Genomic DNA, 294 nt, shown 5'->3' on the forward strand with positions numbered 1-294 from the left:
CATCAGCTAAGGTGTAGGTTTTCATGACACTTCGCCTGCGTGCTCTGTAATCCTTTTACAGAGAAATTCATAAAAATTACTTGCATAATAATGTGACGCTCCAGATGGAATCTCGACATAGAGTGGGCATTCACCATCCTGAAACTGAGAGTAATCAAAATAAAAGGTTTCACCAAAATCTGTTCTACTCACAACAAGCTGTTCTGGTGTCGCAAATCCATGTTTCCTATGATATAAGTTTTTATCCACAATATCGCCAGCAGGATGCTCATCAAAACTTGCATTATAAATGCT

General features: G+C 38.4%; 1 pseudogene. It reads right to left on the reverse strand.

The features are described 5' to 3' along the window. Positions 1 to 21: 21 nt before the first annotated feature. Positions 22 to 294, reverse strand: a pseudogene (locus tag ACFINC_RS11245) (SMI1/KNR4 family protein); the annotation flags it as partial.

The organism is Bartonella sp. AP58NXGY (genome assembly GCF_042195785.1).
Lineage (GTDB): Bacteria > Pseudomonadota > Alphaproteobacteria > Rhizobiales > Rhizobiaceae > Bartonella.